The sequence below is a fragment of the Plebeiibacterium marinum genome (genome assembly GCF_026013615.1).
In the GTDB taxonomy this organism is placed as follows: domain Bacteria; phylum Bacteroidota; class Bacteroidia; order Bacteroidales; family Marinilabiliaceae; genus Saccharicrinis; species Saccharicrinis marinus_A.
This window is the reverse complement of the sequence record NZ_JAPDPI010000025.1, coordinates 75,841-83,299: the sequence shown is the minus strand read 5'-3', so window position 1 is coordinate 83,299 and position 7,459 is coordinate 75,841. Positions and strand designations below refer to the sequence as shown.

The window sequence follows — 7,459 nt, the reverse complement described above, 5'->3', positions numbered from 1 at the left end:
AATACATTGAATAATTTATGGCAAAATTATTATCTTATTGATTTTAAGCGAATTGTAAATCAGTCTAATGTCTATTATCTAAAATCTAACGATCTCTTGTAATCTTGATTCAGATTATTAATCAATGACTATACACAATTGACTACTTCCCCCTGATAAGATGTAGTGCATTTTTTAGTTCCATGCGCTCCCCTTCGTTATAACCTTTGGCTTCGATATAGTAAAAATACACGCCCTCTGCAGCTTTTTTACCGTTTATTTTACCATCCCATCCATCACCGGGATTGGTGGTTGAAAACACCTTTCTTCCCCATCGGTTTACAATGGTCATCTTAAAGGATTCAACTGAATGATAAACCACATAAAACACATCATTGATACCATCGCCATCCGGTGTAAACACGTTGGGTGCCTCAATATCCATTTCTTTTACTGTGATTAATCCCTCTTTGCTAACAGACGACACACAGCCTGAATTAATATTTGAAACAACCAAAGTAACACTGTATTTCCCAACCTCTTCAAAAGTAAAATTTGTATTGGGCTCCAGGTGCGGCGCGTAGGTATATCCATCCTCATCCCTTACGAAATTCCATTCATAATCGGTTATGGTGCCCATTGATGCACCGGTAAAATTAACAGACATGGGAGCCGAACCTTCTAAACCTTCTAAGTTTTGCACTTCATTTTCATACTCCCTATCTGATGGTTCGAATTCAAATTCTGCTTTTACGGCAATGGCTTCAACATCATTGGTAGCCGTAATTGCAGAGGCTCCTTCAAATGCCGAAATAGTGACTGAATAACTGGTGTTTTCATAAGGTGATTCAATAGATGGCTGTGCACTGGTACTATTTTCAATATCCCCAACAGGATCCGAACTCCAGGCATATGAATACTCATAATCCAATAATATTGCCGCTCCGCTTGTTAAATCGTAATAAGTAAGTGGCTTTGTTGCCATATTAACCACCCCTTGCTGTAAAGTCTCACAGGTAAATATTGATGATTCAATTTCTGCGGATAGTATTTTCGGCTCAAACACCCAGCAAACATATTCAATAATTGGTGCTCCATTATTCATATAAACAACCCGATACCCGCCTTCTGCAAGCGTACTGTTCAATGTTTCCGAATTTCCGGATTGAACCTGACTCCAACCTGTATCGTATTTGTACCAAACATATTCTATATCTATACTTGTATCCGAATACTCCTTTGCACTTAATGCACCCGTTACAATATCAGAAAATAAATAAACCGGGTGGCCTTGCCCTGTATTTACTGAAGCAGAATGGCCAGAAGAAACAATCTGTGCATTTATTGGCAATACACAAAAACATAATAGAATAACAAGCAGACTTATATTGAATATCTTCATATCAGGATACACCTCTTTTTATTGAACGTTCAAAGATATTTATTTAAACGATATTGATGAAAATAAATTGTTTATAAAACAAAAGAGGTTGCCAAAATTGAATTTTTCGCCAACGACTATTTAATCTTGTTACTTAACCGACACCTCCACCCTAAAACCGGGCTTTTCCAACTCTTTGGGCATATTGTTAAAATCAACATTTAGCAATTTAACCGAAGATGGATTACATGCTTTTTGCGTAAGCATATATTCTTTAAGCAACTCATTGCGTTTTTTATACAAGCCATTGAACTCAGATCTGAGTTCATCCGCTGGCATCAGGGTTAAACAACGGTCAGTAACTATTTGATCAACTGTTTCCGGAGACAACTTGTTCAGGAATGCAACAAATGCTTCATCACTGTCCTTAACCTGGTTCCAATCCTTAATTTTTGAAAATGTTTGTTCCTGAATAAACTGATTCTTGACTTTTTTTACAGCCAACATCCCCAATTCTTCATCAACACCCATTTCCTGACGAAAACTAAATATCAGATCCTCCTTTTTAGTTAATATCTGTGCTATTTTATCCAAGGTTTTTCTTTGAGCTGCCATTAATGAATCCTGAGTATATTTAAATGGGATCATTTTTAGTTCATCAGGGGTTGTGCCAACCAGTTTAGCCAAAGAACCAAACGGTTGCGTTGCTGTTTTTACAATAAACTTACCAAAGGTTTTCCATATTACAGGCCCCAGTTTAAATCCGGGTTCCGAAGGATTCCCTGTCACCGGCAATTCAAATTCAACCTTATCCTGCGCATCCTTAATAAGATATAAAGCAAGCTTAACAGGAAGTTTCGATGCCGTGGAATCTTTGGTTCTTTTTCCAAACTGCATTTCATTTACCAAAAGATGGTTATGGTTTTCAAGCTTTTCGGGTGTCATATGAATATCGGCCTCGTAATTAAAAATCCCTGACACAATGGGATAAGCAAGATGATATTCGGTATAAGGTGAAAAACTATGTAAATCAAGGTTTTTTACAGCCCCTTTATAATAAAGGTTTAAGGGATTGGCCATGCTAAAGCGAGTTTCTCCATCAAATGATCCTTCATTATTAAATTTCATTCCCCATTTTACAGGAATGGCATTGTTTGTTTCATATACATTTGCCAACGACACATTTATTTTTTGTATGTCGTATCTGAAATCACGATTCAAAGTATTGTCGGCAAACCTGACAACCCCATTGTTTATCATAATGGAATCGATGCGATAAAACAAGGGAACTGCCTCATCTTCAACTGCAGTTGTATCCACCGTTTCAGCATTTGTTGTGTCGGATAAAACAGGAGAAAAGAACTCTTCCCAGTTACTTTGTGTTGTATTTAAAGCTGCTGCAATAATTGGATCTTCTACAGACAATTTGCTAATTATATACCTGGAGTCCTTCAAGTTCAGCGAATCTACTTTGGTATATATCTTATTAACCGACAGCAATGTATCCATACCCGTATTTACCAGGCTAAAACTATCAACTGCAACTTCTCCCCTGACCAAAATATCATCGGGATGTTTTATGCTTCCCCTTATTTTAATATCCGATTGGAGTAAACCATTAAACTCCTCAATATTCATGTAATCTTTAAGATAGTTGGTAAACGATTTTAACTGTACATTCTCCGTTCCGAACCTGATATTATATAACTTATCTTCCTGGTTAATGTCGGCATCAATTTTAACCAATCCCCTTTTTCCTATTGAAAACTCAACTCCCATTTCGCTACTCCTACTGTCCCACGCAATCAGTGGCAGTGCCAGGTTCAGATTGTCAAAACTCAACAAATTATCAATCTGCTTGTCGTAATAACGAAACTCACCATCTTGCAGATCAATATTCCTAATAGAAAATTTCACTTCACTATTCTCTACCGAAACAGAATCTGTTTGCTCAACTGCAACAGTATCTGAGGAGGCAACCATATCGTCAAAATTAAAAGAAGCCCCATTTTGGCTAATATAAATATAGGGTTCTATCAATCGGATCTGAGATACTGCATATTCATTCCCCAACAATTTCCACGGGTCGTAATTGATAAGGAGTTCCCTGAATGAAGCAAAAGTATCTACTTTATTGGTTTCGAACAGGGCAAAATCGCGTGCGGTAACCTGAACCTTAAAATAATTAATATGGAGTTCGTTCAGAGTAAGCTTTCTGCCTATAAGTTCTTCGCTATTATTTACCACATAGTTTTTAATAATAGTCGACAGAAAAAATAACATCAGGAACACAGTCAGTAAGAATCCACCTATGAAATAATGCCTTTTTTTGAAATTTCTCATGAGTTAAAGTGTAAAATATTTAGAGATACAACAAAATAAATGAATTTCTTGTTCATATCTTTAAAAGTTTACACTAATTAATTTAAACCTTCCTTAAAACATACAGAAAACTACAGTATAGTTATTCGGGTTTAATGCCTGATAAGGAAACGCTCAAATCCGTATGGTGTAATATCATGAATCATACAATCCAATATTTTTGAAAGTGCCGGCCCTTTTTTACAATCGACAATAAAAATCCCCAAGCTACTCCTCTCTCCTTCTGCATCAATTTCAACTTCTCCTCCCGGCAGATTTCTAACATATCCTTTTATGCCATGTTCCCTGGCTTGCTCCTGCACAAAATAACGGTATCCAACTCCCTGAACCCTCCCACTCACAATCATCTTTACCCTACGCATCATTGTATTTTTGTTATACAAGTTACAGCTTCAACTCTTCAGCTGAAAGAAATCTATTGTTTTTTTTTAACCTGGTATAGTTACAATAGTTCGTTAGTTTTTTATAAGTGTAAGATTATGAGATATTTAATAAAATCAACTTAGATTGGGTAAAAATCCCATTTTAAGCATCTTGTAAATGAGTCTCTTATCTCTTATCTAAAATCTAACGATCTGTTAATAGTTAAAAAATCAACCAACCAGGTTTCTGTCCACAATATATTGCGCAATTGGAATATCAGCAGGCAACCATTTAATGCTAAGTAATTCTGTTTTGCTTAACCAACACAGCTCCTCATGTTCAGCTGGATTGGGTATGCCATTGTTCAGCTCGCATAAAAACGGAATGAGCTCTATCTTTTTACAGGAATATTCATGCTGAAAAGAGGGTAGCATTTCAACAACGTTAACCTGGCAATGCAACTCTTCTGCTATTTCACGGCAAAGACAATCCTCTGCATTTTCCCCTTCCTCAATTTTACCACCAGGGAACTCCCAAAATCCTGCGTGGGGCATAATCTCACTTCTTTTGGCTGCCAGAATTTTATTGTTATTGACAATTACCGCACATGCAACTTTTATGATCATTGAAATGAATTTTTATCGCAAATAAAGAAAATACAAATCAAAACAGGCATTTTACCAAACTTATTTTAAAGAGAATAAATGGCATATCAATGTTATGTTGGTATTAATCCTTATTTTAGCTTTTAAAATACAACACAACGTTTTATGAGCAAGATAGTTCCTGAAAAATGGATTCAGACCAAGGTAACCATTGGGTTCATTATAATAATTGCCATTGCCATCGTAATTTTTACCATCAGCTATTTCTCGGTAGCCTCAATAATAAGGGTACAGAATCAGGAGATTGGTAACGAACAAGAATTTACCTACCTAAACCAACTAATATTTGAAATTATAGAAACAGAAGGGGTTAGCAGGATATATGGCGTTACCGGTGACGATAAGTTCGAAATGGAATACCAGATACATCACGATTCGGTTTTGAGTATTATAAGCTACCTGCCATATTTGTTTCCAGATACTGCATCAAAAAACAGCATAAAAGAGATTGAGCGGCTGTATCTTAAAAAGAAGGAATTCATGGATCAACTGCTACAAATCAACATTATAAACCTGCACCGCTCCACCACAGAAAGCCTGCTGGAATCAATCCCTGATTCACTGAACTATGACGTAACCGAATATACTTACACCACCATTAAAGTTGACTCACTCAATATTAGCGACTCTCTTTCACTTTCATCGGAACCCGCCGAAGAAAAAAAACGGGGATTTTTAAAGCGCATGAGCGATTTTTTAAGTGGCAAAAAGAAAAAAGATGAAGAAGAGGACCTCAGCCCCGTAGTAACCCAGCAGGTTGATTCCACTGTTAAAAAGCAAACGCGCCCGGATCACAATATCCGTAATATAAAAAAGCAGTTGCAAAGAGTAAGCAGGCAGGAGGCCTACTTTAACAAAAGCCTGCAGCAACATGAAAACGACCTGATCAAACTCGACCGGCTTCTGACCGAACAAATAAAATCCATAGTGGGTAACCTGCAAAATATTTCAGTAGAGCGGAATATCAACAGGAGAAACGAAATGGAATCCATGCGAAGTAGTTTTTTAGACCGGATTTTGCTATTGGTAGGATCGGCCCTGTTTTTAATGCTATTCTTTATTTTCTGGATCAGTCGCGACATCTCCAAAAGCCTCAAACTTAAAAACGACATTATAAGGGCCAAAGAAAGAGTTGACAGGCTATTAAAGGTAAAAGAACAGTTTGTTGCCCACATGAGTCACGAAATAAGAACACCCCTAACTTCGATTATTGGTTTTTCGGAGCAACTATATGGATTAAAACTCCGGGATAAGGAAAAAAGCATTGCCAACCGCATCCGCATTTCAGCCGAACACCTGATCGGATTAATAAACAACATTCTTGATTTTTCAATGTTGGAATCCGGTAAAGTAGAGTTTTTCAAGGACCAGATCCATGCAAAAGACTTGATGGAGGAACTTCACCACCTTTTTGATATAAAAGCCCATGACGCCAATATTGAGTTTTCATACGAAGTTGACCCGGAACTTAACGTATTCGAGTCGGACTCTTTAAGACTAAAACAAGTATTAATCAACCTAATTGGCAATGCGCTGAAATTTACACACAAAGGTTCGGTAAAATATAAGGTTGAACTGCTTAAAGACAGGTTGTTTTTTACAGTTGCCGACACCGGGATTGGCATCCCCAAGGATAAGCAAAAAACCATATTTAAAATGTTTAACCAGGTAAACATTAGTCTCTCCCGGAAGTATTCAGGAACCGGACTGGGCTTATCTATCAGTCGCCAGATTATTGAAGCCATGGGAGGATCAATCAGCTTGCACAGCAAAATAGACGAAGGAAGTGTATTTAAATTTAACATCCCCTATATAAAAGGGAAAGAGATTGCCAGTTATTCTTCTGAGCTAAACTCAGAACCCTATAACTTTATGGACAAAACCATATTAGCCATTGACGATGACCAAATGATATGCCAGTTAATTGATGGCATTTTGCATGACCAATGCAAAAGGCTCGATGTAAATTCCTCAGCAGAAATGGCCTTACAGGCCCTGGAGCAACAAAAATACGATCTGATTATGGTTGATTTGCATATGCCGGAAATTGACGGCCTCCAGTTAATGAAAATAATTCGGCATGAAAAGAAAATTGAGACTCCCATCCTGTTTCTTACAGCTGATATGGTAAACACTGAACTAAAGGCGGTAAACGATAATAAAAGCATCTGGCTATTGGCAAAACCTTTTACTCACAACCAGATAAAAGAAAAGCTTTCGGAAATATTTTATGGAATAACAAACAATGATAAACCCGAAAACATGTACAACAACCATACACCTGCAGATAAACCATCTTCAAAAGAATATGATTTAACCGGGGTTGAAGCCTTTACTGGAGGAGATGCAGAATTTTTAAATTCAATTATCCATACATTCATCGAAAATACCAATGAAGGTATAGGCAGTATTTCAAAGGCCATTAAAGAACCAATAAACCATTATGAAATAGGTGAACGGGCGCATAAAATGCTAACAGGATTCAGACAGTTTAAAATAGAAAAAGCTATTGAAATTTTAACCAAAATGGAATCTGCACGCGATGAAGAAATTCCCTTTAACGAACTGCAGCTACTTTTGGAAAAACTAAAGCTAATATGGAACCCCATAGAAAAGAGCCTGAAAGAGAAGATTACCGGATAGCATGAAGCAAATAGTATTATTCAGCATTAACCTTCCCTCATCTATA

5 protein-coding genes are annotated in these 7,459 nt (G+C 37.0%); 1 reads left to right on the top strand and 4 read right to left on the bottom strand.

Annotated elements, in window-relative coordinates; genetic code table 11:
• Positions 1–142: 142 nt before the first annotated feature.
• From OM074_RS13005 to OM074_RS12990, 4 genes are all read right to left on the bottom strand, one after another.
• Positions 143–1,381 carry a T9SS type B sorting domain-containing protein gene (locus tag OM074_RS13005; RefSeq protein ID WP_301200082.1) on the bottom strand — a complete coding sequence of 413 codons (1,239 nt, stop codon included), beginning with the start codon at positions 1,379–1,381 and terminating at the stop codon, positions 143–145.
• 129 nt (positions 1,382–1,510) lie between these two features.
• On the bottom strand, positions 1,511–3,703 hold the full coding sequence (locus OM074_RS13000) for a DUF748 domain-containing protein (RefSeq protein ID WP_301200080.1): 2,193 nt from the start codon (positions 3,701–3,703) through the stop codon (positions 1,511–1,513).
• A 131-nt stretch (positions 3,704–3,834) separates the two neighbouring features.
• Positions 3,835–4,107 (bottom strand): acylphosphatase, encoded by a 273-nt coding sequence (locus OM074_RS12995; protein ID WP_301200078.1) that lies wholly within the window; start codon positions 4,105–4,107, stop codon positions 3,835–3,837.
• 228 nt (positions 4,108–4,335) lie between these two features.
• Complete coding sequence (locus tag OM074_RS12990) at positions 4,336–4,731, bottom strand: (deoxy)nucleoside triphosphate pyrophosphohydrolase (RefSeq protein ID WP_301200076.1); 396 nt, start codon at positions 4,729–4,731, stop codon at positions 4,336–4,338.
• A 144-nt stretch (positions 4,732–4,875) separates the two neighbouring features.
• Here OM074_RS12990 and OM074_RS12985 point away from each other — a divergent pair, with 144 nt between their 5' ends.
• On the top strand, positions 4,876–7,413 hold the full coding sequence (locus OM074_RS12985; RefSeq protein WP_301200075.1) for an ATP-binding response regulator: 2,538 nt from the start codon (positions 4,876–4,878) through the stop codon (positions 7,411–7,413).
• The last annotated feature ends 46 nt before the right edge of the window (positions 7,414–7,459 follow it).